The sequence below is a fragment of the Actinokineospora cianjurensis genome (assembly GCF_003663795.1).
Lineage (GTDB): Bacteria > Actinomycetota > Actinomycetes > Mycobacteriales > Pseudonocardiaceae > Actinokineospora > Actinokineospora terrae.
Map to the genome: position 1 here is coordinate 17370 of NZ_RCDD01000007.1, position 22679 is coordinate 40048.

Genomic DNA, 22679 nt, shown 5'->3' on the forward strand with positions numbered 1-22679 from the left:
GATCAACCACGCGGGGCGTGGTGCGTCACTAGGGGTGAGCAAGCTCCCCGCGAGGAAAGGGTGACGATGGTCTTCAAGAAGGTGCTGCGGGCGCTGGGGGTCGGCGGGCCGTCCGTGGACACGGTGCTGTCGAACTCCCGCGTGCACCCCGGTGGTGTGCTCACCGGCGAGGTCAGGATGGTCGGCGGCGACGCCGACTCCGACATCGACTACGTCGCGCTGTCGCTGGTGGCCAGGGTCGAGCGGTCCGACGACAGCGTGGCCCCGGTGGAGTTCGACCGCGCGGTGGTCGCGGGCCGGTTCAGCCTGCCCGCCGGTCAGCAGCGGTCGATCCCGTTCCAGCTGCCGGTGCCGTGGGAGGCGCCGCTGACCGAGGTGTTCGGCACCCACCTGCACGGCATGGCGCTGGGTCTGCGCACCGAGCTCGCGGTCGCCAAGGCCGTCGACAAGGGCGACCTGGACCCGGTGCAGATCGTGCCGCTGCCCTCGCAGGAGGCGGTGCTCGGCGCGTTCGGGCAGCTCGGGTTCCGCTTCAAGACCGCGGACCTGGAGGCGGGCCGCATCCACGGCGTGCACCAGCAGCTGCCGTTCTTCCAGGAGATCGAGTTCTACCCGCCGCCGCACCTGGCGCGGGGCATCACCCAGGTCGAGCTGACCTTCGTCACCGAACCCCAGGGCATGGCCATCGTCCTGGAGGCCGACCGCCGCTCGGGCCTGTTGACCTCCGGCGGCGACGTCTACGGCCGCTTCCACGTCAGCCACCACGACGCCGAGCGCACCGACTGGCGCGCCCGCGTCGAGGAATGGCTCACCCAGGTCTCCGGCCGCCGCGCCCAGTCCCACGGTTCGCACGGCGGCCACGGCTTCCACGGCGGCCACCACGGCGGCCCCGGCGTCGGCGGCGTGGTCGCGGGCGCCGCCGCGGGCATCGTCGGCGGCATGGTCCTCGGCGAGGTCTTCGACGAGATCGGCGACTTCTTCGGCGGCGACGAGGACTAGCCGCCTCTGGTTCTGTGCGTACGGGTGACACCCGGGCCGAGTACCGTGGCCCGGGTGTCACCCGATTTCGAACAGTTCTGGCGCGAACGCCACCTGTGCACCCTCACCACCCTGCGCCCCGACGGCACGCCGCACGTGGTCCCGGTAGGCGTCACCTACGACGCGGATACCCGTGTTGCCAGGGTGATCACCTCACGCGGCACCCGCAAGGTCCGCAACGCCCTGGCCACCGGCCGGGTCGTGGTGTGCCAGGTGGACGGTCGCAGGTGGACCTCCCTGGAGGGTGTGGCCACAGTGGTCGACACCCCCGACCGGGTCGCCGACGCCGAGCGGCGCTACGCGGCCCGCTACCGCGAACCACGCCCCAACCCCGAGCGCGTGGTGATCGAGATCGCCGTAGACCGCATCCTCGGCACCGTCCGCGAGTGACCTGGTCCGCCGTAGCCGCGCTGCCTTCCGGCGCTTGGCGGCGTTGACAGGGCGAAGCACCGACGCGATGCCAAGGCGGACGACCTCCGGGCAGCGACGCGATCCAGATCGCGCGATCGGACCCATGCCCAAGTCCTCGGCGGGCGCGTCCAGAGTCCTGATTGGGTGCGGGGCGGCAGGCTCGTCCCGCCGCCCCGCCCTCGCACAGGTCCTGCCCTCGACCAAACGTCGCCACCCCCGCGACGTAGTCACCGACGCCGACCGGCGGCACTCGGCCGCCACCACGTCCCAACCCTGAGCGCGTGGTGATCGAGATCGCCGTCGACCGCATCCTCGGCACCGTCCGCGAGTGACCTACCGGACCGTCCCCGCTGCCTTCAGGCCCGCGTAGTCGCCCGCGCCGAGCAAGCGGCGGGAGGTGTCGCACGGGGCGCTGGACGGGGTCATGGTCTGGGAGGCGCTGCGGACCTGGTCGACGTGGGCGAGGCCGGCGGTGTGGAGGCGTTCGTGGGTCATGGTGGTCTCGAGGTCGTAGAGCTGGCCCGCGCAGTTGGCGGGTTTCGCGGTGAACCAGGTGTAGACCACGTTGTCGATCAGCGCGTCGGAGGCGATCACCACGCCCTTGGCGTTGAAGAACGTGCACGTGTACGCCAGCACCTTCGGCGGCAGCGCGCCCCAGCCGGTCACGCTCTTGCCGTCGTTGCCGGTGCAGGTGAGGTCGCTGGCGACCTGCGGCTTCGCGGTGGAGGTGCCGCCGTACTTGTAGGCGGTGGTGAAGCTGGTGGCCAGCCCGCACCGGTTCGCGCCCTTGCCGACGGTGTCGCCGGAGGCGGTGATGGCGGCGAGGGCGGTGCTCGCGACGGCCGGTGGAGCGCCCTCGCCGTTGTAGAACCAGTTGTACGTGCCCGTCACGCGCCAGGTCTTGATCGCGTAACTGCTGTCGGTGCACGCCGTGTCCTCGGTGGGAGCGGTGGCTCCCGCGAACTGCGCGTTGTCCTCGTCTGCTGCGTAGATGGCCTGTCCCACGACGAAGACCTGCTCCTCGGCCGTTGTCGGCCCCGGCACTGCTCCCGGCACCAAGACGACGGCGGCGGCGAGAGCTGCTGCGGCGACAACGGTGGCCTGGCTGCGGCGCATGACAATAGTCCTTCCACTCGGCATGTGTGGTGTGGGTCACTGACGACGGTAGGGTGCCCAGTTCCGGGAGCGACACGGTTGAGCGGACGGTTGCGATTCGGTTGCACCGAGTAACACCCTGTGGGTGACGTCCGAGTCGTGCGCGCCGGTTCGTCCCGATTTACGGTGAGGTCTTGGGGCAGGCAGCGGCCCGGGGTGGGACGGGGGGTGGACGACGGCGATGGCGCGGATCCTCGTGGTGGACGACGACCCGGGAGTGCCCGCGGTGCTCCGGTTGCTGTTCGACGCCGCGGGCCACGAACTGCTGTGCGCCGGGGACGGTCGCACCGGGTTGCGGCTGCTGCACCAGACCCGCCCGCACCTGCTGCTGCTCGACCTCGGCCTGGTCGCGGTGCCCGGGATGGACGGCTGGGACGTGCTGGAGCGGGTCCGCGACATCGCCGACCTGCCGGTGCTGCTGCTCTCCGCGCACGGCGGGGTCGCCGACAAGGTCCGCGGCCTGCGCGGCGGCGCGGACGACGTGCTCACCAAGCCCTTCGCCGCGATCGAGCTGCTGGCCAGGGTGGAGGCGCTGTTGCGCAGGGCGGGCGGCGCGCCCGGGGAGCGCGCGCAGGTCTACGACGACGGCGAGGTCCGGGTCGACCCGCGCACCCGCCTGGTCAGCGTGCACGGCCGCGAACTGGAGCTGACCGGAACCGAGTTCCGCCTGCTCAACGTGCTGGTGCGCAACCCGGGCGCCGCGCTGACCCTGGCCGACCTGCTGGCCTCGGTGTGGGACGACCCGAGCGGCATCGCCCCGGACCGGGTCAAGTTCGCCGTGCTGCGGTTGCGCCGGAAACTGGGCTGGGCCGGGAACGGCTCACCCCTCTCGGCTGTGCGCGGCGTCGGTTACCGCTATCGGCCAAGAGGGGTGAACCGGGCACGACCGGTTACGTCGAGGTGAGTGCTTCCTTACCGGGTGGCGCGCGCCGCGAGGGCCTTCAAGCCCGCGTAGTCGCCGGCGCCGAGCAGTCGGCGGGAGGTGTCGCAGGCGGAGCTGGCGGGGGTCATCACCTGGGCGGCGTTCTTGACCTGGTCGACGTGCGCGAGCCCGGCGGTGTGCAGCCGCTCGTGGGTCAGCGTGGTCTGCAGGTCGTACTTGGCGCCGGTGCAGTTCGCGGGCTTGGTGGTGAACCAGGTGTAGGCCACGTTGTCGATGAGGGTGTCGGAGGCCACGACCACGCCGCGCGCGTTGTAGTAGGTGCAGGTGTAGGCCAAGACCTTGGTGGGCAGCGCGCCCCAGCCGGTGACGGACTTGCCGTCGTTGCCGGTGCAGGTGGCGTTCGTGGCGACCTGCGGCTTCACCGCCGTGGTCCCCGAGTAGGTGAAGGTGCTGGTCAGGTTCGCGGGCTGACCGCAGCGGTTGGCGCCCTTGGCCACGGTGTCGGAGGCGGTGGTGATCGTCGACAGCGCGGTCGGGGCGATCGCGGCGGGCACGCCGGTGCTGTTGTAGAGCCACTTCAGCGTGGTGACCTTCCACGGCTTGAGCGCGTAGGTGCCGTCGGTGCACGAGGTGTCCGCGGTGGCCTTGGTCGCCGAGAAGGTGTTCGCGTCACCCTCGCTGGTGGTGCCCGTCTGGACCTCGCCGGACTCGTCGAAGGTGTAGGCGGTGGCGACCAGGTACAGCTCCTCGCCCCCCGCGGCGTCGGCGACCGGCTGCTCGACGAGCATCACGGCGCAGGCGGCGAGAACGGTGGCCAGTGCTGCGGTCGTCTTGCTGCGTCGCATCGGATGCCCCTTCGGCTTGTGGCTTGTAGTGACAAGCGTCAGCCGAAAGGGGAGCGGGCCGGGTACGCGGGGAGGTGTGTTTCGGGTGCGCGGTGACCGCGCGTCAGAACCAGGCGATCTGGTCGAGGGAACCCAGCGGCGCGCGGTCGAGGTCCTGCGCGACCGGTGGCGCGGTGTCGGCCGCGGTCAGCTCCTGGGCGAACCGCAGCCCCACCCGCTCACCGAGCTCGGCGACCGCCACCTGGTACACCCGGAACTCCTCGAACTCCAGGCTCTCCACCCGGTTCAGGTTCTGCGTCAGCACGAACGCGCTCGCCCGGAGCGCGCCGGACTGCACGGACGCGATCACCTTCCAGAACTCGCGGGGGAGCGCGACGCCCCGGTAGACCCGGTCGTCGGCGCCCAGCACCGGGCCGCCGAACACGCTCACCCGCAGCCGGTCCACCTCGACGTCGGCGTAGAGGGCGTCCTCCAGCCGACCCCACAGGCCCTGCCGCACGCTCTGGTTGAAGTCGTCCACCTGCGGGGTGATGTTGGTGAACCGGAACGAGTCGCGGTTGGCCGCCCTCGCCTCCGACAGCGACCCCCACAGCAGGTCGGCCCGCCTGGCCAGGTGGCCGCGGTCGAGCCGGTTGCCCGCGTACACCTCGTCGCCGACCTGGACCTGCGCGGGCAGCCTGGGGTCCTTGCTGAACGGGATCCCGGTGCGCGCCAGCTTGTGCATCCGGCCGCCGTCGATGTTCCAGGCCACCCACCTGGCGAAGCGCCGCGACCGGCTCAGCGCCAGCGAGAAGTGCGTGTAGTCCACCGTGCTCGTGCCCTCGAGCCGCACGGCGTCGTCGTCGAGCGCCGGGTCCAGCCCGGGCACCGGCAGGGTCACGTCCAGGAAGTCGGGGTCGTAGCCCATCCTTGGCCTCCGGTCCACGCGGGTGGCAACACCGTGCCGTTGATCACCCCGCGTTGGCAAGGGCCGCGGCCGGGTCTGCCCCCGGGGAGGGTGCCCGCAGGGCCGTCCGGGCAACCGGGAGTGGTCGGCGGCGGGATTGGTACAACCCGGTAGCGCTCCCAGCACACGGTGTACGGGTCGACTACCTGCTGTTCACCCCACCGGCCATCCCAGCGCACGGACCGGTCACTTCCGCTTGTGGGTGAACCGGTACGCTTCACCCTTGCGTACCGCGTGTGATCGCTGGCGCTGAGTTAGATTGATCTTGACTGGATCGGGTCTGTCACTCGCCGGGGCGATAACCCGCCTGGTGGCGTGCGTGGCAAACCGACAAGTGTGGAGAGCTGTGAAGCGGAACAGCGGGTCGCCCGCCAAGTCGACCACGACGATCCGGTCCCGCCTCACCGGCGTGGTGGTGGTGCCCAGCGTCATCCTGCTGGTGATGTGGGCGGTCTTCTCGTCCTACACCGTCTTCGACGGCATCTACCTCAAGGCCGTGACCAGCGGCGTGAAGGACGCCTCGATCCCCGCGGTCGACACCTTCGCCGCGCTGCAGCGCGAGCGCCAGCTCACCATGACCGCGCTGAGCACCGCCAACCCGGACACCCTCGCGCTCAAGACCCAGCAGCAGACCACCGACAAGGTCGTCGGCGAGTTGCGCGTCGCGCTCGACGGCCTGGCGGCCAACGCCCCGGCCGAGGTCAACGCCCGGGTCCAGGCGCTCAACCAGGCGCTGGCCCCGCTGCCGCAGCGGCGCGCCCAGGTCGAGTCCGGCCGGGCCAACCGCGACGAGATCTACACCTTCTACAACACCGTGCTCGACGCCGGTGCCGCGCTGTTCGACACCCAGGCCCGCATCGTGCCCGACTCGGTCGTGGTGCAGGCCGGTCTGACCGCGACCGACATCTTCCGCGCCGCCGACCGCATGTCCCGCGCCTCGTCGCAGGGCGCGGCCGCGCTCGCCGCCGGTGCCTTCTCCGCCGACCAGCACGTCGAGTTCGCGAACCTGGTCGGCTCCTACCGCTCCGTGCTGGCCACCTCGGCGAGCGCGGGCACCGACGAGGTCAAGGCCCACTACCAGCGGCTCACCAGCTCCGAGTCGTGGCTGCGGCTGACCGCGGCGGAGAACGCCCTCATCGGCGCCGCCCCCCGCGCCACCGAGAGCGGCAACCGCCGCACCGAGCAGGTCGCCATGCCGATCGGCGCGGGGGAGTGGGAGGCCGTCACGCAGAGCGCATCAGAGGAACTGATCAAGCTCGCCATCGAGCAGGCCACCGGCGGTGTCGAACTGGGCCTGCAACGCGCGGACGACAAGTTCTTCGAGGTCATCATCGGCAGCCTCATCGCGCTGCTGGCCGTGGTCACCGGCATCGTGCTCGCCGTGCGCATCTCGCGCAGGCTGGTCAACAAGGCCCTGGTGACCCGGCTCGACCAGCTCAAGAGCGACTCGCTGCAACTGGCGCACGAGAAGCTGCCCAGCATCGTCGACCGGCTCCGCCAGGGCGACCGGGTCGACGTCGGCGCCGAGGTGCCGCCGCTGGACTACGGCACCGACGAGATCGGCCAGGTTGCCGACGCGTTCAACGCCGCCCAGTACACCGCCATCGCCGCCGCGGTGAAGGAGAGCCAGGCCCGCGAGGGCGTCAACCGCGTCTTCCTCGGCATCGCGCACCGCCACCAGGGCCTGGTCCACCGCCAGCTCAAGATCCTGGACAAGATGGAGCGCGAGGAGGAGAACCCCGAGCACCTCGACTCGCTGTTCCAGCTCGACCACCTCGCCACCCGCGCCCGCCGCAACGCCGAGAACCTGATCATCCTGGCCGGTGAGCAGCCCGGTCGGCAGTGGCGCAAACCGGTGCGGCTGCTCGACATCCTGCGCGCCGCGGTCGCCGAGACCGAGCAGTACGTCCGGGTCCGGGTCCGCCAGGTGCCCGACGTGGCGCTCAACGGCGTCGCCGTCGCCGACACCATCCACCTGGTCGCCGAGCTGGTCGACAACGCCGCGTCGTTCTCCCCGCCGCGCTCCCAGGTCGAGGTCTACACCAGCCAGGTGTCCGGCGGTGTCGTCGTCGAGATCGAGGACCACGGGCTCGGCATGACCGCCGAGGACCGCGAGCAGCACAACCAGATGCTGGCGCACCCGCCGGAGTTCGACGCGATGGCGCTGCGCGGCGAGTCCCGCCTCGGCCTGTTCGTCGTCGCCCGGCTGGCCGCGCGCCGCGCGATCCGGGTCGAGCTGCGCGAGTCGCCCTACGGCGGCACCGTGGCGCTGGTGTTCATCCCCGCCGACATCGTCGCCGAGACCCCGGACTTCGTGCCGGAGTCCGACGCGCCGAGCCCCCGCCCGCGCAAGGCGCTCGACCGCGGCGTCGGCGCCGTCGTCGACAGCGACACCGTGGTCGAGTTGGTGGAGCCGCGCGGGGGCATCGACAAGTTCTGGTCCGACGCGGTGGGCGACGACCTCGCCCACGCGGATCTGTGGCCGCTGACCGACGAGGAGGCGCCCGGCCACCACGCGGGCGTCGGCGCCGCGAACGGGGTGGGGGACTCGCACACGGACAACGGGCACCGCGACGGTGCGAGAGCGGACAGCGCCGACGGCGCGCGGTCCGGGGCCGGTGACGCCACCGGGCGCGGGGATCGGCCGACGCTGCCGCGCAGGCAGCGCCAGCAGAACCTCGCCCCGCAGCTGCGCGACGAGCCCGTGGTGCCGGACTGGGAGAGCGAGCCGGAGCCCGCGGAGCAGTCCGAGCAGACCGCGAAACGGGTCCGCGACACCATGGCGGCCTTCCAACGCGGCACCAAGCAGGCGCGCCGGACCGATGGAGCACAGCAGTGAACCCCCCGGGTGCGGCGGCGGGGTTGATGGCGGGGACGACGGGGAAGGAACAGCCCAAGGTGAACGACAAGATCGGTCAGGACCACCAGCTGAACTGGCTTTTGGACGACCTGGTCCGCCGGGTCGTGGGGATCCGCCACTCGGTCGTGCTCTCCGCCGACGGACTGCTGCTCGGCCGCTCGGCCGAGCTGTCCAAGGACGACTCCGAGCACCTGTCGGCGATGGCGTCGGCGTTCCAGAGCCTGGCGCGGGGCACCGGCCGCCAGTTCGGCGGCGGGCAGGTCAGGCAGACCATCGTCGAGATGGACCACGCGTTCCTGTTCGTCACCGCCGCTGGCCGCGGTGCCTGCCTCGCCGTGCTCGGCGAGGAGGACGCGGACGTCGGCATGATCGCCTACGAGATGAACATGCTGGTCAAGCGGGTCGGCGCGCACCTGGCCTCGGCCCCGCGCGGTGGTGCCCCGGTCACGGTGACCGGCCGTCGGCCCTCGTGATGTCCGGCGAGGCGGACTGGTGGTTCGACGAGGCGGCCGGACCCCTGGTCCGCCCGTACGCGATGACCAGGGGGCGCACCAGGCCCAACGCGCCCAACCTGAACCTGGTCACCCAGGTCCGGGTCGCCCGCCAGCCGTCGGACCCCTCGACCCTGTCCCCGGAGCACCTGCAGATCATCGAGCTCTGCACGGTCCCGCTCTCGGTGGCCGAGGTCGCCGCCTACCTCAACGTCCCACTCGTGGTGGTCAAGGTCCTCATCTCCGACCTGATCGAACGCGGCGACGTGCAAGCGGGCGCGCTGTTCCAGACCACGGAGATCAACGACACGAAGTTGCTCCAGGCGGTACTCGATGGCATTCGGAGGATCTGAACAGGTGAGCGACACCCCGGTGGTCCCCACCTCCATCAAGATCGTGGTGGCAGGCGGCTTCGGCGTCGGCAAGACGACCATGGTCAACTCGGTCAGCGAGATCCCCCCGCTGCGCACCGAGGAAGTCCTCACCGAGGCCAGCGTCGGCGTCGACGACATGCGCGGCATCGAGGGCAAGGAGACCACCACGGTCGCCCTCGACTTCGGCCGCATCACGATCAACCCGCAGGTGGTGCTGTACCTGTTCGGCACCCCGGGCCAGAACCGCTTCTGGTTCATGTGGGACGAACTGGCCCACGGTGCCCTTGGCGCGATCGTGCTGGTCGACACCCGCAGGCTCGACTCCAGCTTCCCCTCGATCGACTTCTTCGAACGCCGCAACATCCCCTTCATCATCGCCGTCAACGGCTTCGAGGGCTCCTGGGAACACACCGCCGAGGAAGTCCGCCAAGCCCTAGACATAGCCCCCACAGTCCCCATAATCAACTGCGACGCCCGCATCAAGGACTCCAGCAAGGACGTCCTGGTCGAGCTTGTCCAGTACACAATGGACCTACTCAGCAAAACCCCCGTCTAGCCCCACTCCTACCCCTCACCACCACCCTCACGAACGTTGGCATAGACGCGCCCGCAAACACCGTCGGCCCCCACAGACGTTGGCCTGAACGCGCCCCTCTGCAACGTTGGTCCAACGTGCCCCTCTACCGCATTGGTCCAACCTGCCCCCAAACGACGTTGGCCAACCCTGCGCTCCTCGGAGTCGCTGGTGCCAGGCAGGCTCGATGGGGTGGACTTGTCTTGTGTGGGGGAGGACTGCCCGTAGCGTCGTTCGCGGACAGGGCCATGTGGACAACCACCCACCCGGACAGCAGGCCCGGCCACCGTCAAGCGTCCGTCTCGTCCTCGAACTCGCCCAGGATCTCCTCCAGCAGATCCTCCAACGCCGCCAACCCCACGATCTCCGCCCCCGACGACACCAACGCCAACTGCGCCCGTTCCCCCCGCATCCGAGCCACCGCGTCCGCGGCCGTCGACTCGGCAGGCAGCACCAACGGCTCGGTCATCAAATCCCCAGCCAGCACCGAAGACCCGGACAACGTCGCCCGCACCGCGTCCCGAACGTGCACCAACCCAGTCGGTTCCCCGGTCGAGTCCAGCACGAACAGCCGCGAGCGCCCGCTGGTCCGGCACACGTCCTCGATCTCCGCCACCGTCGCCGAGTCGGGGACCGCGATCATCGCCGAGCGCAGGGCCATGACCTGCCCCACCGTCGTCCGTTGCACCTGGAGCACGCCGGACAGGATCTGGTGCTGCTGTTCCGGCAACAGGCCGTGCTCCCGCGACTCCCGCAGCAACATCCGCAGGTCGTCCGGTCCGTGTGCCTGCGCAAGGGTGTCTTGCGGTTCGACCTTCACCGCGCGCAACGTTGCGTTGGCGAGGCCGTTCAGCATGGTCAGCACCGGGCCGGTCACGCGGGTGAACGCGCGGAACGGCAGGGCCAGCCACAGGGCCGACCGCTCCGGGTGCGAGATCGCCCAGGACTTGGGGGCCATCTCGCCGACGACCATGTGCAGGAAGACGACGATGATCACGGCGAGCACGAACGCGATCGGGTAGCTCCACGACGGCGAGAGGCCGAGGGTGGTGAACAGCGGGTCGAGCAGGTGCGCCACGGCGGGCTTGGCCAGCGCGCCGAGGCCCAGGGTGCACAGGGTGATGCCGAGTTGGGCGCCCGCCAGCATCACCGACAGCTCGCGGGTCCCCGCGACGGCGGCCCGTGCGGCTCGGCTGCCCTCGGCGGCGGCCTCCTCCAGCCGGTGCCGCTTGGACGCCACGAGGGCGAACTCGGCTGCGACGAAGAACGCGTTCGCGACCAGGAGCACGAACGACACCAACAACGCCGGTCCGGTGCTCACGCCGACACCCCCGCCTTCGAGCTGACCGACACCAACACCGTGCGCGGCACGTGCCGGTGCACCTCGGTGACGGCGACGACCGCCTTGTGCGGGCCGTCGTCGAGGTCGGCGTCGGCGATGCCCACCTCGACCTCCACGTGGTCGCCGGGGCGCGGGACCCGGCCGAGGCGCTGCATGACCAGGCCGCTGACCGTGTCGTAGCCCGCGCTCTCGGGCAGTTCGATGCCGGTGACCTCGGCGACCTCGTCCACCCGCCAGCGGGCGGGCACCGACCAGGAGCCGTCGGCGTGCGCGATCGCCTGGACCTCCATGTGGTCGTCCTCGTCGAGGATCTCGCCGACGACCTCCTCGGCGACGTCCTCGAAGGACACCACGCCCGCGAAGCCGCCGAACTCGTCGACGACGCACGCCAGTTGCCGGTGCTCGGCGCGCAGCCGCTCCAGCACCTCGGGCAGCGGGAGGCTGTCGGGCAGGTACAGCGGCGCGACCGCGATGTCGCGCACCGGGGTGCTCGCCCGCGCGGCCGGGGCCACCGTCAGCACCTCCGCGATGCCGACCACCCCGATCACGTCGTCGATGTCCGCGCCGACCACCGGGAACCGGGACCGGCCGGTGTCGAGCAGTCGCACCACCCGGACCGCGGGGTCGTCGGCGCGCAGCAGGTGCACGTCGACCCGCGGCGTCATCACCTGCCCCGCGGTGAGGGTGCGGAAGTCGAGGCCGCCCTCGAGCAGCCGGGACGTGCCCGCGTCCAGGTGACCGCCCTGGCGGGACTCGTCGATGATGCCGCGCAGGTCCTCGGCCGTGGCGCCCTGCGGCAGCTCCTCGATCGGCTCGATGCCGACCGCGCGCAGCAGCCTGGTCGAGGCGCTGTCGAACATCCGGATCAGCGGCCCGGCCACCGCCAGGTACACCAGGGTGGACCGGCTCAGCGCCTTGGCCAGCGCCTCCGGCTTGGCGATCGCCAGGTTCTTGGGGGCGAGCTCGCCGAAGACCATCTGCACGACGGTGGAGAACAGCAGCGCGACCACGATGGACAGCGCCGTGCTCAGCCCCGCGGGCAGCCCGGCCAGGCCGAGCAGCGCGGCGGTGCCGTCGCCGAGGAACGGCTCGGACACGTAGCCGACCAGCAGCGCGGTCACCGTGATGCCGAACTGGGCGCCGGAGAGCATGAACGACAAGCGCTGGGTCACCCGGTAGGCGCGTTCGGCCGCCTTGTCGCCGTCCTCGGCGAGTTGGCGCAGCCGGTTGCGGTCCACGGCGACATAGGCGAACTCCTGCGCGACGAAGTACCCGGTCGCGGCGGTGAGCAGCAGGACGGAGACGACTCCGACGAGGATCAGCACCGGCCCTCCGGGGCGGCGGTGCCGGGGCGGCGGGAGCGGTGCGTCGGGGGCCGGGCGCTACCCGGCCCGGGACTGCAGCCGTCGGTGGAACTCATGCGACCAACGCTAACACGATGTCCGTTTCACCGGGCGGCGCGCGGGCCTGCCCGGTGTCCATCATGGACTCTTCGGCGAGTTGACCGGAGGTGTGCTGTCAAGCCGACACCCCGATCGGACCATCGGATGTCTCACGTGACGCAGATCGCTCTCACCTTCGGCGCCCACGCAGGGTCACGGCCACGCGCACGCGCACCTGCACGGGCGCCGGGAGGACCAGACCACCCCGTACCACCCGCGCCGGGGTGTAAGCACTGCTCAGTCGATCTCGGACGGGGTACGGATATACCGGTAAACTTTTCACGAAGTGAATTGCTTCACACGAAATCGGTCGCTTTTTCGCGACCCTCCGTGCAGGCCGCAATGTCTCTAGCACGGCGCCCACAATCCGGCAACGGCGGTTTTCGGCAGCTCTTCTCATTTACGCTCAGTAAGAGCACCTGCGGAGTGGATCACCGCCTTGGCGGTACTGGCTTGTTCGTATTCACCCGTACGTTGCCTGGTGTCGTCGGTGTGGGTGAATGGCTGGGTAGGGGTCTGCACGTGAGGATCACGCGGTCGAGGGCTGTGACGCTCAACGAACACACCGGGGCCCAGGTGCGACGGCTGTGCGCCGTGCTCGGTCTTGCCGAGCAGGCCGACGAGGTCGCCGCCGTGCTCGCCGACATCATCGGCCCCGCCGGTGCCAGGGCGCTCGACGAGCCACCGCTGTGGCGCTCGGACGTCGCCGACGACCACACCCCGGTCGAGTACTCCGTGGCGTTCGAACAGGACGGTTCGCACACGCTGCGGCTGCTGGTCGAGTCGGTCGCGCGCAGGCCGGGACCCTCGGCCAACCTCGACGCCGCGCTGTCCTGTCTAGACCGTCTGGCCGAACGCTACCCGTTGGCGCTGGACAGGTTCGAGGCCGTGCGCGGGCTGTTCCTGCCCGACGAGCCGCGCGGGGTGTTCTCGCTGTGGTTCTCCGTCGTGGTCACCAGGGCGCGGGTCGCGGTGAAGGTCTACCTCAACCCGCAGGTGCACGGCCAGGCCGCCGCGCCGGGGCTGGTCGCCGCCGGGCTCGACCGGCTCGGCCTGACCGCGGCCTGGCCGGACCTGAGCTCGCACGCGCCCCGCCCGACGTCCACATTGGACCGGTTCTCGTTCTTCGCGATCGACCTCGACGACACGCCGCGCTCGCGGGTCAAGGTCTACCAGAGCCACTTCCGCGCCGGGCTGCGCGAGCTCGCCCACCTCGGCGCCGCCTGCCCGCTCACCGACCACGACGTGCTCGCCGACTTCGAGTCGACCATCGGCGGCCTCGACAGCTACGACGGCAGGCCGCTGGTCACCAGCTACATCTACCTGGCCGGGCAACGCGAACCCAGCGGGTTCTCCGTCTACCTGCCGGTCCGCGACTACGTCCCCGACGACGCGGTTGCGCTCACCAGGACCAAGACCCTGTTGTCCGGGCACGGCTTCGACGCCGCCGTGCTCGACCGCGCCATCGCCGCGGTGACCAACCGTCCACTCGAGTCGGGGGTGGGGCTCATCGCGCACGTGTCGCTGCGCATGGGCCGACCGCGGCCGGGGATCACCGTCTACCTGTCCGCCGAGGCGTACGCCGTCGCCGCCCCCGGCGGGGTCGCGGCAGGCGCGGCGTAAATCAGGGAAACAGCCGAGGAAAAGGACGTAAACCGCAGATGCCGCTCATGGAGCCGTACCGCGTCAAGGTCGTCGAGCCCATTCCGATCCTCACCAGGGCCGACCGGGAAGCGGCCATGGCCAGGGCTGGTTACAACCCGTTCAACCTGCGCGCCGACGAAATCACGATCGACCTGCTCAGCGATTCCGGGACCGGCGCCCTCTCGGCCGCGCAACAGGCCGCCAGCGCGATCGGCGACGAGACCTACGCGGGGTCGGCGTCGTGGTTCCGCTTCCGCGAGGTCGTCGACGAGCTGACCGGGTACCCGCACATCTTCCCGGTCCACCAGGGCCGCGCCGCCGAGCGGATCCTGTTCAACGCGCTGCTCGAGCCGGGCCAGTTGTGCGTCAGCAACACCCACTTCGACACCACCAGGGCCAACGTCCTGCTCGCGGGCGGCACCCCGGTCGACCTGCCCTGCGCGGCGGCCGCCGACCTCGACAGCGACCACCCGTTCAAGGGCGACATCGACCTCGACGCCCTGCGCGCCACCCTGGCAGGCCCCGAGTCGGTCGGCGTGGTGGTCATGACCATCACCAACAACGGCGGCGGCGGTCAGCCGGTGTCCATGGCCAACCTGACCGCGGTGCGCGACCTGTGCCGCGAGCACGGGGTGCCGTTCTTCCTCGACGCGGCCCGCTTCGCCGAGAACGCGTGGCTGGTCGTGCAGCGCGAGCCAGGCTGGTCGGACAAGACCCCGGCCGAGGTCGCCAGGGCCGCGTTCGAGCTGGCCGACGGCGCGGTGGCGTCGCTGAAGAAGGACGCCATCGCCCACATCGGCGGGTTCCTCGCGCTGCGCGACCCGGACCTGGCCGCCCGGTGCGAACTGGTCCTCATCGCCACCGAGGGCTTCCGCACCTACGGCGGCCTCGCCGGTCGCGACCTGGAGATGCTCGCCCAGGGCCTGCGCGAGGTCGTCGACCCGCGCTACCTCGCCGCCCGCGCCGCCGCGACCCGCTACCTCGGCGACCTGGTCAAGGCGGCGGGCGTGTCCATCGTCGAACCCGCGGGCATCCACGCCCTCTACCTCAACGCCGGGCGGCTGCTCACCCACCTGCCGCCCGCCCAGTACCCCGGGCACGCGCTGGCCACCGAGCTGTACCTCGCGGGCGGCATCCGCTGCGCCGAGCTCGGCACCCTGTACCTGGGGGAGGAGGACGAGAACGGCGCCCTGGTCAAACCCGCCCCGTTCGAACTGGTCCGCCTCGCCATCCCGCGCCGGGTCTACACGCAGAGCCACCTGGAGTACGTCGCCGAGGTCGTGGCGGAGATCGCGAAGAACCCCGAGCGGGTCCCCGGCTACCGGATGGTGTCGTCGCCGCCGCTGCTACGGCACTTCAACTGCCGCGTGGAGCCGGTGCCAGCGTAGTTGCCGGTGCCGCCTGGAGAGCTGGTGCCCGTGTAGTTGCTGGTGTCGCGTGGAGCCGGTGGCTGTGTGGTTGCTGGTGTCGCGTGGAGCCGGTGGCTGTGTGGTTGCTGGTGTCGCGTGGAGCCGGTGGCTGTGTGGTTGCTGGTGTCGCGTGGAGCCGGTGGCTGTGTGGTTGCTGGTGTCGCGTGGAGCCGGTGGCTGTGTGGTTGCTGGTGTCGCGTGGAGCCGGTGGCTGTGTGGTTGCTGGTGTCGCGTGGAGCCGGTGGCTGTGTGGTTGCTGGTGCCGCGTGGGGTCGGTGGTTGCTGGTGTCGCGTGGTTGCTGGTGCTGCGTGGAGCCGGTGGCTATGTGGTTGCTGGTGCTGCGTGGGATTGGTGGCCATGTGGTTGCCGGTGCTGCCTGTGGTTGGTGCCCGTGTGGTTGCCGGTGCCGCGTGGAGCTGGTGCTGCGTGGGGCTGGCGGCCGTGTGGTTGTTGGGTGCCGTTTGGAGCCGGTGTGCGTGTGGTTGCTGGTGTCGCGTGGAGCCGGTGCCCGCGTGGTTGCTCGTGTGGAGCTGGCGCCCGTGTGGTTGCCGGTGCCGCGTGGGGTCGGTGGCTGTGTGGTTGCCGGTGCTGCGTGGGATTGGTGCCCGTGTGGTTGCCGGTGGCACGTGGAGCTGGCGCCCGTGTGGTTGCTGGTGTCGCGTGCAGCCGGTGCCCGCGTAGCTGCTCGTGTCGCGTGGAGTTGGTGCCCGTGTGGTTCTCAGTTCCGCCACAGGGTCCCTGCCTACCCTGGTCCGCATGGCTGTTGTCGTGCGGACCAGGCGGGAGACCGGGGCGCTGTGGGCGCTCGGCGGGCTGCTCGGTGGTGTCGCGCTGCTGCTGGCGCTGCACGTGCTGCCGCCGACCGCCGACATCAGCCCGGTGCGGCGCACGATCAGCGAGTACGCCCTCAGCGACAACAAGTGGCTCTTCGACACCGCCCTCGTGCTGATCGCCGCCGCGTCCGCGCTGGCCTTCACCCTGCTGTGGCGCCGCCGCGCGCACGTCCCCACCGCGGTCCTGGGCGCCATCTGGACCCTGAGCCTGCTGACGATCGTCCTGTTCACCAAGAACAACTGGTCGGTAGGCCCCAGCACCGGCGGCATGATCCACCGCTACGCCAGCGTCGCCGCCTTCCTGTCCCTGCCGCTGGCCACCCTCCCCGCCGCCCGCCAGGTCTTCCCCGATCACCGAGCGTGGCGCTGGTCCACCCGGGCCTTGAGCACCCTGTCCCTGCTCTCCTTCGGCACCATCGTCATAGGCGCCCTCAACATGCTCGCAGGCGGCCAGCCGTGGTGGCGCTTCGTCCCCCTGGGCCTAGTAGAACGCCTCATCGCAGGCGCCGCCGTAGCAGCCCTGGCCCTCCTCCTACTCGGCCTACTCCGCCGCCCCACCCACACCCCAACCCTCACCCCGCCTAACCAGCCCCACCCCTAGCTGTCTCACCCTCTACCCGCACCCCCTTCTTCCCGCACCCCCTCGCCGCGCGGCCTTGTCCCCATCCCCCAGCTATCCACACCCCGCCCCGCGTTCACCGGGCCCTGTCGGTGCGCCCTGGAAGGCTGTGTATCGGGGGCTGCTCAGCGCGGTTCGATCATGGAACCGTCCCGCGGCCCGCTCGGGTTGAGCCATCCCGACCAGGGGGTGTTCGGGCGTCCGGTGTCACGTCGGACGTCCGACCGGCGATACGGTGGTCGTGATCGAAGTCTGTACCGATGAAGCCTGGTCACCGTCGGTCGTCGGCGTTTACCCGTTCGGGCGACCCGCGGTGCGCCGCGCCCCCCGCCTCCCCGAGACCGACCGCGCCGATGCCTTCCTGCTCGGCCTCTACCCCGGTGCCCTGCGCGTGCGCTGGCACCGACCCGGCGGCGGGCAGGTCGCCGCGCTCGCCGTGGACGACGAACCCGACACCTGCCCGACCACGACCGACCCGGCCGACCGGGTGGCGAGCTGGCGCGGGTCCGTCGGCTGGCGCCCCGACTGGGGCACCGTCGAGGTCACCGACCCGCCCGACGCCGCGCGGCTGGTCGTCACCGAGGTGCTCGACCCGCTCGGCCTCGACCACCGGGCGGTCTACGAGACCCACTGCGTCCCCACGTACTTCGTGAAGTCCGGCGACCGCCAGGCCAACGCCATCGCCGAGTACGACCGGTTCGCCACCGCCGCCGGCCTGCCCCGCTCCGCGCTGCACCGCCGCCCCGACCGCCGCGAGCTCGTGCACCGCGCGCTGCGCCACGAGGGCCACGAACTCCTCCGCCAGCTGAAGGACGCCGACGCCCCGCTGGTGATCACCCTCGGTCGGGAGGCAGCGGACGTCTTCGCGGGCCTCGCGGGCACCGACCGCGTCCCCTTCCGCCTCACCGGCTCTTACGGCACCCCCCACCACGTCCCCCTCGGTGCCCGCGAACTCCGCTGGATCCCCCTCATCCACCCCGCCACCCGCCGCGGCGTCGGCTGGCGCAACACCCATGCCCGCTGGGCGCTGGAACACAGCAAGTGACTCACATGTCGTCGCGCCGCGCGAACAGCGCGTGCACCTGCTGGGGGTCCGAGGCCAACGCGGACGTCAACTCCTCCTCCGTCACGACCGGGTGACCGAACTCGGGTGTGTCGGTGTGCCGCAGCCCCGGGCTGTTGAGCCGGAGACCGCTGTCGTCGCGGTAGCAGCAGTACGGCAATCCCGCGTTCTGCAACTGCCGGGTCAGCCGCCACTCCCGCGGCTCCGAGCACTCCACCCAGACGCCCCGCGCGCGCAGTTCGGGGATCACCCGCTCGTACGAATCGTCGGACAGCGGGTTCCCCTCGACGCTGACGTCCAACAGCGTGGTCACGTCCAACAGCGGACCCAGGTCGACGACCAGGTTGCGCGCGAGCCCCGCCCGCAACAACGGCTGGGCGCCGAGTCCCGCGAGCGAGACGAGCCCGCTGTCCCTGACCACCAACGACCGCAGCCCGGTCAGCCCGGCCACCTCGGTCAGGTCGACCGCGTCGCACCCGAGCAGGACGAGCAGTTCCAGCCCACCGCAGCGCCCCAGCCCGGTCAGGTCACGGGCGTTGCTGATCGCAAGATCGGGGACGCTCGCCCATTCCTCGTCCCGCACGGGAAGCGCGTGTCCGATGGCTTCCTCCAACGCCGCCGCCACCGCGGGATCACACACGTCAGCCACTTCCGAGCCCCCTTTTGACGATGAGGTTGTCGTACGCGTTCAGGAAATTGGTTTCGACTCGCGTGAAGTTCCTGGTGTGGATTCTGCCCAGTTCACCGAGTGTGATGCCGACGTGCTGACGTGTCTCCTTTCGGGTGTCCTCCTTTCCGGTGACTTCGATCTCTTTGTAGGTCGCGTCGATCGGGATGCCGTGCAGCCTGGGTGAGAAGTCGGCGAGCGAGCCATTCCACATCAATTCGCCGTTCCTGAGGAGTGTTCGCATCATCGTGACGAAATCTGCCGGTGTTCCGGGGGAATCGCCTTCGACGAAGTCGGCGAAGAGGGTTCGCAGCTTGTCGTGCCAGATCGAATCGCGTCCGTTGTAGACATTCTTGCTCTTGTCCGAGAAAGCCCCAGCGTGGGCGTGGATAGCCTCCTTGTCGAGAATGGTCGCGGTGGGTGAGGGCGTGATCTCCCAGATCACATGGCAGGTGTAGGAGCGGAGCTCGTGCTGCAACGTGATCCAGTCGTGGGCCAGCAGGTAGCCGTACCTGAGCTTCTCCCGGCTCCGTACCGCGACATCGAGCACCTTGTCGATGTAGTTCGTCGGTATCCACTCGTGTTTGCCCTCGTCCACCGCCCGGTACATGTCCTTGAACCAGGCCCGCGATCCTGAGTGGGTGTCCCAGAGCTTCTTGAACCGGTCGTACTTGATCCCGTTGACGGCGTCCCCGCGTGCTATCGACTTGAGGAATCCGATGATCTTCCCCGGGTGTGAGCGAACGGCGTTTTCCAAGTCGACGTCCGGTGGCGGGGTGCTTCCCGGCATGGGGAGGTACTTGCCGTAGCGCCCCTTGCTCACGTCGAAGGCGAGGGTTGTGTAATCCTTCCCGCCCTTTCCCTTGGTGTGCTCCGTGACGTCGGTCCGGATCTTGTCCTCGGATGCCTTGCCGACACCGGTGAGGAAGTCCGTCCGGGTGTCGCTGGACGCCACGAAGATCGTTTTCCACCAGAGCGTGGGCTTGTCCGGCCGGACTTTCCTGCCCGCGACGTGTTTCGCGTAGATCGCCTTCTGGTACCCGGCGTCCCGCAGCACCTTCGTCCCGTGTTCGGCCGAGCCCCGCAGGATGGACCTGTCCGACCAGATCGTCGTGCGGCTCAACTGGTGTTGCCACCACTCCAGCAGGGCCTTCCCCAGGAACTTGCTGCCGAAGGCGAAGAGATACCGGGGGAACCTGTCCTCCCGCCGCTGCTCCTTGGCGGCCCGCTCCGCCGCCGTGGCCCGCACCCGTTTGCGCGCCGTCCGGGCGGTCTGGACGTGCAGCAGTTCGCTGTCCGGGGTCTTGACGTCGGTGACCAGGTGTAGGGGGACGCGGTGCTTGCGCTCGATCGCGGGCAGGCGGTCCGCGATCTGGGCGCGGGTGTCGGACCGCGCCAGGGCGCGTCTGGCGTCGGCGATGGCGGCCTGCTCGCGCGCGTCCGCGCCGCGTGCCCGGTCGGCACCCGGCTTGCCGCGCCCGGCGGGCTCGCGCCGCTGACCAGATCCGGGTCGTCGCTTTCCGGGTCCAGCCGGTGCGTGCTGTCCGGGCACTGCCGTCTCGTGTCGCTTGCCGTGCTCCGACGAACCGCGCCGCGCCTTGCCCAGGATCGCGCGGCTCGCGGCGACGATCTTGTCGATGACGAGGTCGATGGCCTTGGTGATCGGTTTGCCCAGGGACCCGACGATTGACTTGACCTTGGCGGTGACGCCGCCGAGGTTGAGCAGGGCGGCGAGGGCGCCGATGAGCAGGGGGATGCCCGCGGCCAGCGCGTTCTCGACGAGCAGCGGGACGCCGCCGCCACCGCCGCCCGCGATGGCGATGACGGCGTCGAGGACGGTGTTGACGAACGCCATGATCTGGGCGGCGTTGTCGATCAGGAACCGGACGAAGTCGATGATCATCTTGATCGCACGGATGAACGCCGACGCCGGGTTGAGCAGGCTGATGATCAGGGTGACGCCCGCGACGAGGACGGTCGGCACCAGGTACTCGGCGATCTTGCCGAACAGCGCGCCCTTGATGTCGCCGACCGCGTCGCGCAGGACCGGGCCGACGCCGTCGGAGCGCAGTCGCGCCACCTCGGGCACCGCGGCCTCGACCGCGCCCATCGCCTGTTCCGGGACGCCGCGGCGCAGTACCCGGGCGCGGATGGTCTCCCAGGTCAGCCCGAGGAGGGTGGCGATCATGGTGATGATCCCGGGGCTGTCGAAGCGCGCGGGCACCGGCAGGCCCGCGGCGGGCATGGCGCCGAAGAGCCAGCCGACCAGGCCGCGCTTGAGGTGCTCGCCGATGTTGGCGACGAACCCGCGCAGCCCGGCGCCGACCGCGCTGACCAGGTTGCCGAGGAAGCCGATCGGGTCGCGCAGGATGGCCCCGATCACCGCGGCGGCCTTGGCCAGGATGCCCAGCAGCAGGTCCTTGAGCTTGAGGATGGTGTCGATGACGCCCTTGACCGCGTCGACCGCCTTGGCCACCAGGCCCTTGTTCTTGTCCTTCTCGGCGGCGATCTCCTCGTCGACGGACTTGAGCGCGTCGTTGTACTTCGAGGCCAGGGTCTGCACGAGCGCGTCGCCCTTGGCGTCGACGGACTCGGTCAGCTCGTCGAACCTCCCGGCGAACTCGTCGGCGGCCTGCTTGCCGATCGCGCGCAGTTGCGGGGCCAGCGAGTCGACGGCGGTGCGCAGTTCGGCGCGGCCGACGGCGATGCGGGCCTTGGCGCGGTTCAGTTCGCCACCGATGAGGTCGGCGACCTCGGAGATGACCCGCTGCATGCCGTTGACGTAGTTCTGCCGCGCGGCGTCGAAGAACCGGTTCACCTCGGCGGGCATCCCGGCGACCTTGTCCTTGATCCACCGGGCAGGCCCGAGCAGCCCGGAGTACCGCTTGTCCTTGTAGTCGGCCATCTTGCGCTCGTGCTCGGCGGTGAACGCGTCGCGGACGGCCTTCTCCCCGGCGGTGAACCGGTCCTCGACCTTCTTGTCCAGCTCGCCGAGGATCTTCTCGACGTCGGACTTGGTGGCGTCGAAGACTTTCTGCAGGGTCGCGGTGACCTGCGCGCGCTGCGACTCGTCCTTGCCCTTGGCGCCCTGCTTGCCCGCGGTGACCTCCGCGCCCGCCTTGGTCCGGTCGCCCGCGAACGCGGTCATCGCCGTCGCTCCGGCCTGCGCGGCGTTGTTCTTAGTCCCGGCAAGGGTTTGCGCCTCCGCGGCCCGCACCTGCCCCGGCGCGGTGGCGGCGTGCGCCTCGGCGGACTTTTTCTCCCGCAACGCGTCGGCGAACTCGGGCTCGTTCGACCTGGCCAACTGGTCCTCGGTGACCTCGGCCCGCGCCATCCGCTGGTCGACCTCGGCCGGACCGGCGGAGAAGTCGGTGGCCGCCGCGGATGCCTTGTCCGGCACGGCATTGGCGGCGTTCGGCGCGGCGGAGGCGGGCGGCGGGCGGTCCGGGGCGAGCGGGGTGACCGGCTTCTCCTGCGCGGCACCGGTGTCGGGCGGCGCCTTGGTGGTGGTCTCGATCTGCTCGGCCGACTGCTGCCTACCCTGGGAGACCTGGCCCTGCACCTGACCCTTGACCGCGTCGGCCTTGCCCGAGTCGGCGAACTTGTCGGCCTCGTCGAGGTTCTTGGGCGCCTGCGCGGCAATGGCCTCGTTGACCGCCCGCACGAACGCCGCCTTGTCGAACTCCCCGGGCTTCGCGGCATTCATCTTCTCCGCGTTGGCCGTCTTGCCCTGCGCCTCCTTGTCATCCTGGGGCGGGGTCGCGGCCGCTGCCGCAGCGGCGGCCTCGGTGCCGGGCGGGGGATGCGCCTTCGCCGTGCCCTGCTTGCCTTCCACCTCGTTGGCGACGGCGGCGAACTTGGCATCGGACTCCGCCGCCGCCCGCGTTTCCAGCCGCTGCACCGACGGCCGCGCGAGGAGCCGCACCGCCGCCCGGTTGCCCGCCACCCGCTGCAACCGTTGCACCGCGGCCGGATTCACCGCCCGCCCGAGCCGAACCGGGCCTGACTCCCGCGGCCGCGGCACGGCCGACTGCGCTTCAGGACGTTCCTGGGCACCGTCAGCCGGTGTCTTCACGCGTCCC

At 70.6% G+C, this 22679-nt stretch carries 18 protein-coding genes; 11 read left to right on the top strand and 7 right to left on the bottom strand.

Translation table 11 applies throughout. The annotated features are described in order from the left end of the window. Positions 1 to 66 precede the first annotated feature (66 nt). Positions 67 to 999: a sporulation protein gene (locus CLV68_RS28695; RefSeq protein WP_121394314.1), complete on the top strand. Its 933-nt coding sequence runs from the start codon at positions 67 to 69 to the stop codon at positions 997 to 999. Between the two features lie 54 nt (positions 1000 to 1053). Then, positions 1054 to 1428 carry a pyridoxamine 5'-phosphate oxidase family protein gene (locus CLV68_RS28700; RefSeq protein ID WP_281274710.1) on the top strand — a complete coding sequence of 125 codons (375 nt, stop codon included), beginning with the start codon at positions 1054 to 1056 and terminating at the stop codon, positions 1426 to 1428. Positions 1429 to 1782: 354 nt separating this feature from the next. Here CLV68_RS28700 and CLV68_RS28710 read toward each other — a convergent pair whose 3' ends face one another. After that, positions 1783 to 2565, bottom strand: a complete 783-nt coding sequence (locus tag CLV68_RS28710) for a peptidase M10A (RefSeq protein ID WP_121394090.1) — start codon at positions 2563 to 2565, stop codon at positions 1783 to 1785. 220 nt (positions 2566 to 2785) lie between these two features. Here CLV68_RS28710 and CLV68_RS28715 point away from each other — a divergent pair, with 220 nt between their 5' ends. Then, entirely contained in the window at positions 2786 to 3508 is a 723-nt protein-coding gene (locus CLV68_RS28715; protein ID WP_121394092.1) for a response regulator transcription factor, read from the top strand. A gap of 8 nt (positions 3509 to 3516) precedes the next feature. Here CLV68_RS28715 and CLV68_RS28720 read toward each other — a convergent pair whose 3' ends face one another. Both CLV68_RS28720 and CLV68_RS28725 read right to left on the bottom strand, forming a co-directional pair. Beyond that, complete coding sequence (locus CLV68_RS28720) at positions 3517 to 4332, bottom strand: peptidase M10A (RefSeq protein WP_121394094.1); 816 nt, start codon at positions 4330 to 4332, stop codon at positions 3517 to 3519. A gap of 103 nt (positions 4333 to 4435) precedes the next feature. Then, complete coding sequence (locus tag CLV68_RS28725) at positions 4436 to 5239, bottom strand: DNA/RNA non-specific endonuclease (RefSeq protein ID WP_121394096.1); 804 nt, start codon at positions 5237 to 5239, stop codon at positions 4436 to 4438. A gap of 385 nt (positions 5240 to 5624) precedes the next feature. On the opposite strand from CLV68_RS28725, the gene CLV68_RS28730 reads away from it, so the two are divergent. From CLV68_RS28730 to CLV68_RS28745, 4 genes are read left to right on the top strand one after another with little or no spacing between them, the layout of a single operon-like run. Continuing rightward, positions 5625 to 8117 (top strand): nitrate- and nitrite sensing domain-containing protein, encoded by a 2493-nt coding sequence (locus CLV68_RS28730; RefSeq protein ID WP_121394098.1) that lies wholly within the window; start codon positions 5625 to 5627, stop codon positions 8115 to 8117. Positions 8118 to 8143: 26 nt separating this feature from the next. Further along, positions 8144 to 8611 (top strand): roadblock/LC7 domain-containing protein, encoded by a 468-nt coding sequence (locus CLV68_RS28735; RefSeq protein ID WP_092774893.1) that lies wholly within the window; start codon positions 8144 to 8146, stop codon positions 8609 to 8611. Beyond that, positions 8611 to 8982 (top strand): DUF742 domain-containing protein, encoded by a 372-nt coding sequence (locus CLV68_RS28740; RefSeq protein ID WP_092774327.1) that lies wholly within the window; start codon positions 8611 to 8613, stop codon positions 8980 to 8982. Before CLV68_RS28735 ends, CLV68_RS28740 begins: the two co-directional genes overlap by 1 nt. After that, positions 8963 to 9559: a GTP-binding protein gene (locus CLV68_RS28745; protein WP_177215348.1), complete on the top strand. Its 597-nt coding sequence runs from the start codon at positions 8963 to 8965 to the stop codon at positions 9557 to 9559. The genes CLV68_RS28740 and CLV68_RS28745 overlap by 20 nt, the downstream gene beginning before the upstream one ends. A gap of 307 nt (positions 9560 to 9866) precedes the next feature. Here CLV68_RS28745 and CLV68_RS28750 read toward each other — a convergent pair whose 3' ends face one another. Further along, complete coding sequence (locus tag CLV68_RS28750; RefSeq protein WP_121394100.1) at positions 9867 to 10898, bottom strand: hemolysin family protein; 1032 nt, start codon at positions 10896 to 10898, stop codon at positions 9867 to 9869. Beyond that, the gene (locus tag CLV68_RS28755) at positions 10895 to 12244 is read right to left on the bottom strand and encodes a hemolysin family protein (RefSeq protein WP_121394102.1); all 1350 of its coding nucleotides are present in this window, start codon (positions 12242 to 12244) and stop codon (positions 10895 to 10897) included. The genes CLV68_RS28750 and CLV68_RS28755 overlap by 4 nt, the downstream gene beginning before the upstream one ends. 663 nt (positions 12245 to 12907) lie before the next feature. On the opposite strand from CLV68_RS28755, the gene CLV68_RS28760 reads away from it, so the two are divergent. The 4 genes from CLV68_RS28760 (at position 12908) to CLV68_RS28775 (ending at position 17912) form a co-directional block, all read left to right on the top strand. Next, on the top strand, positions 12908 to 13984 hold the full coding sequence (locus CLV68_RS28760; protein WP_246010158.1) for a tryptophan dimethylallyltransferase family protein: 1077 nt from the start codon (positions 12908 to 12910) through the stop codon (positions 13982 to 13984). A 38-nt stretch (positions 13985 to 14022) separates the two neighbouring features. Further along, on the top strand, positions 14023 to 15393 hold the full coding sequence (locus tag CLV68_RS28765; protein WP_121394105.1) for a tryptophanase: 1371 nt from the start codon (positions 14023 to 14025) through the stop codon (positions 15391 to 15393). Positions 15394 to 16171: 778 nt separating this feature from the next. Then, positions 16172 to 16849, top strand: coding sequence for a DUF998 domain-containing protein (locus CLV68_RS28770; RefSeq protein ID WP_121394106.1), 678 nt, complete (start codon positions 16172 to 16174; stop codon positions 16847 to 16849). A gap of 259 nt (positions 16850 to 17108) precedes the next feature. Continuing rightward, positions 17109 to 17912 carry a hypothetical protein gene (locus CLV68_RS28775; RefSeq protein WP_147460197.1) on the top strand — a complete coding sequence of 268 codons (804 nt, stop codon included), beginning with the start codon at positions 17109 to 17111 and terminating at the stop codon, positions 17910 to 17912. 1 nt (position 17913) lies between these two features. Here CLV68_RS28775 and CLV68_RS28780 read toward each other — a convergent pair whose 3' ends face one another. After that, positions 17914 to 18579 carry a hypothetical protein gene (locus CLV68_RS28780; RefSeq protein ID WP_121394110.1) on the bottom strand — a complete coding sequence of 222 codons (666 nt, stop codon included), beginning with the start codon at positions 18577 to 18579 and terminating at the stop codon, positions 17914 to 17916. Continuing rightward, positions 18572 to 22672 (bottom strand): phage tail protein, encoded by a 4101-nt coding sequence (locus tag CLV68_RS28785; RefSeq protein ID WP_147460198.1) that lies wholly within the window; start codon positions 22670 to 22672, stop codon positions 18572 to 18574. Before CLV68_RS28785 ends, CLV68_RS28780 begins: the two co-directional genes overlap by 8 nt. Positions 22673 to 22679 lie beyond the last annotated feature (7 nt).

What these genes read in the sequence shown, in the direction of transcription:
- CLV68_RS28695 (WP_121394314.1), top strand. Translation starts at nt 67, where the DNA reads ATGGTCTTCAAGAAGGTGCTGCGGGCGCTGGGGGTCGGCGGGCCGTCC.
- CLV68_RS28710 (WP_121394090.1), bottom strand. Translation starts at nt 2,565, where the DNA reads ATGCGCCGCAGCCAGGCCACCGTTGTCGCCGCAGCAGCTCTCGCCGCC.
- CLV68_RS28715 (WP_121394092.1), top strand. Translation starts at nt 2,786, where the DNA reads ATGGCGCGGATCCTCGTGGTGGACGACGACCCGGGAGTGCCCGCGGTG.
- CLV68_RS28720 (WP_121394094.1), bottom strand. Translation starts at nt 4,332, where the DNA reads ATGCGACGCAGCAAGACGACCGCAGCACTGGCCACCGTTCTCGCCGCC.
- CLV68_RS28725 (WP_121394096.1), bottom strand. Translation starts at nt 5,239, where the DNA reads ATGGGCTACGACCCCGACTTCCTGGACGTGACCCTGCCGGTGCCCGGG.
- CLV68_RS28735 (WP_092774893.1), top strand. Translation starts at nt 8,144, where the DNA reads ATGGCGGGGACGACGGGGAAGGAACAGCCCAAGGTGAACGACAAGATC.
- CLV68_RS28740 (WP_092774327.1), top strand. Translation starts at nt 8,611, where the DNA reads ATGTCCGGCGAGGCGGACTGGTGGTTCGACGAGGCGGCCGGACCCCTG.
- CLV68_RS28745 (WP_177215348.1), top strand. Translation starts at nt 8,963, where the DNA reads ATGGCATTCGGAGGATCTGAACAGGTGAGCGACACCCCGGTGGTCCCC.
- CLV68_RS28765 (WP_121394105.1), top strand. Translation starts at nt 14,023, where the DNA reads ATGCCGCTCATGGAGCCGTACCGCGTCAAGGTCGTCGAGCCCATTCCG.
- CLV68_RS28770 (WP_121394106.1), top strand. Translation starts at nt 16,172, where the DNA reads ATGGCTGTTGTCGTGCGGACCAGGCGGGAGACCGGGGCGCTGTGGGCG.